The organism is Acinetobacter sp. YH12126 (assembly GCF_013418745.1).
Lineage (GTDB): Bacteria > Pseudomonadota > Gammaproteobacteria > Pseudomonadales > Moraxellaceae > Acinetobacter > Acinetobacter amyesii.
Map to the genome: position 1 here is coordinate 1 of NZ_VPBM01000046.1, position 2,219 is coordinate 2,219.

Here is a 2,219-nt window from a genome sequence, read left to right on the forward strand (position 1 = left end):
ATGGAGCAGAGTTAGAACCTCAATATTACCAGGGTGGTATTTCAAGATTGGCTCCACCGAAACTAGCGTCTCGGTTTCAAAGCCTCCCACCTATCCTACACAAGTAAGATCAAAGTTCAATGTCAAGCTGCAGTAAAGGTTCACGGGGTCTTTCCGTCTAGCCGCGGGTACACCGCATCTTCACGGCGATTTCGATTTCACTGAGCCTCTGCTGGAGACAGCGCCCCCATCATTATGCCATTCGTGCAGGTCGGAACTTACCCGACAAGGAATTTCGCTACCTTAGGACCGTTATAGTTACGGCCGCCGTTTACTGGGGCTTCGATCAAGAGCTTCGCTTACGCTAACCCCATCAATTAACCTTCCAGCACCGGGCAGGCATCACACCCTATACGTCCACTTTCGTGTTTGCAGAGTGCTATGTTTTTAATAAACAGTTGCAGGGGCCTGGTTTCTGTGGCTGCTCTCAGCTCAGGAAGCAAGTTCCATCACCAAAAGCAGCGTACCTTCTCCCGAAGTTACGGTACCATTTTGCCTAGTTCCTTCAGCAGAGTTCTCTCAAGCGCTTTGGTCTACTCGACCTGACCACCTGTGTCGGTTTCGGGTACGATTCCAGTGTAACTGAAGCTTAGAGACTTTTCCTGGAAGTATGGTATCAGCCACTTCACTGTACAAGTACAGCTTGCTGTCAGATCTCAGCATAGAGTACCCCGGATTTGCCTAAGATACATGCCTACTTCCTTTCACCTGGACAACCAACGCCAGGCTGACTTAACCTTCTCCGTCCTCTCATCGCATTACACTGAAGTATTGGAATATTAACCAATTTCCCATCGACTACGCCTCTCGGCCTCGCCTTAGGGGTCGACTCACCCAGCCCCGATTAACGTTGGACTGGAACCCTTGGTCTTTCAGCGAACGGGTTTTTCACCCGTTTTGTCGTTACTCACGTCAGCATTCGCACTTCTGATACCTCCAGCAGACTTCTCAATCCACCTTCATCGGCTTACAGAACGCTCCCCTACCACTTACACTAATGTGTAAATCCGCAGCTTCGGCATATAGTTTTAGCCCCGTTACATCTTCCGCGCAGGCCGACTCGACTAGTGAGCTATTACGCTTTCTTTAAAGGGTGGCTGCTTCTAAGCCAACCTCCTAGCTGTCTATGCCTTCCCACATCGTTTCCCACTTAACTATAATTTTGGGGCCTTAGCTGGCGGTCTGGATTGTTTTCCTCTTGACTACGGACGTTAGCACCCGCAGTCTGTCTCCCGGATAGTACTCATTGGTATTCGGAGTTTGCATCGGTTTGGTAAGTCGGGATGACCCCCTAGCCGAAACAGTGCTCTACCCCCAATGGTATTCGTCCGAGGCGCTACCTAAATAGCTTTCGGGGAGAACCAGCTATCACCGAGTTTGATTAGCCTTTCACCCCTATCCACAAGTCATCCCCTGGCTTTTCAACGACAGTGGGTTCGGTCCTCCAGTTAGTGTTACCCAACCTTCAACCTGCTCATGGATAGATCACCCGGTTTCGGGTCTACACCCAGCAACTAAACGCCCTATTAAGACTCGATTTCTCTACGGCTCCCCTAATCGGTTAACCTTGCTACTGAATGTAAGTCGCTGACCCATTATACAAAAGGTACGCAGTCACCAAACAAGTTGGCTCCCACTGCTTGTATGCATGCGGTTTCAGGATCTATTTCACTCCCCTCACAGGGGTTCTTTTCGCCTTTCCCTCACGGTACTGGTTCACTATCGGTCAGTCAGGAGTATTTAGCCTTGGAGGATGGTCCCCCCATATTCAGACAAGGTTTCACGTGCCTCGCCCTACTCGACATCATTATCTAAGCCCTTTCGTGTACAGGACTATCACCTACTATGGTCGCACTTCCCAGAGCGTTCCACTAAAGCTTAGATAACTTAATGGGCTTTTCCCCGTTCGCTCGCCGCTACTGAGGGAATCTCAATTGATTTCTTTTCCTAAGGGTACTGAGATGTTTCACTTCCCCTCGTTCGCCTCATAAACCTATGTATTCAGTTTATGATACCCGCCTTATAGCGGGTGGGTTTCCCCATTCAGAAATCTCCGGATCACAGGATATTTGCCGCCTCCCCGGAGCTTATCGCAGGCTATTACGTCTTTCATCGCCTCTGACTGCCAAGGCATCCACCACATGCACTTAATTACTTGACTATACAACCCCAAACAGTCG

Annotated in this window: 1 rRNA gene; it reads right to left on the bottom strand. The window is 49.7% G+C overall.

Annotated features, from left to right (window positions below):
• Nucleotides 1-2,200, bottom strand: a 23S ribosomal RNA gene (locus FTU62_RS17170); the annotation flags it as partial.
• Nucleotides 2,201-2,219: the final 19 nt, after the last annotated feature.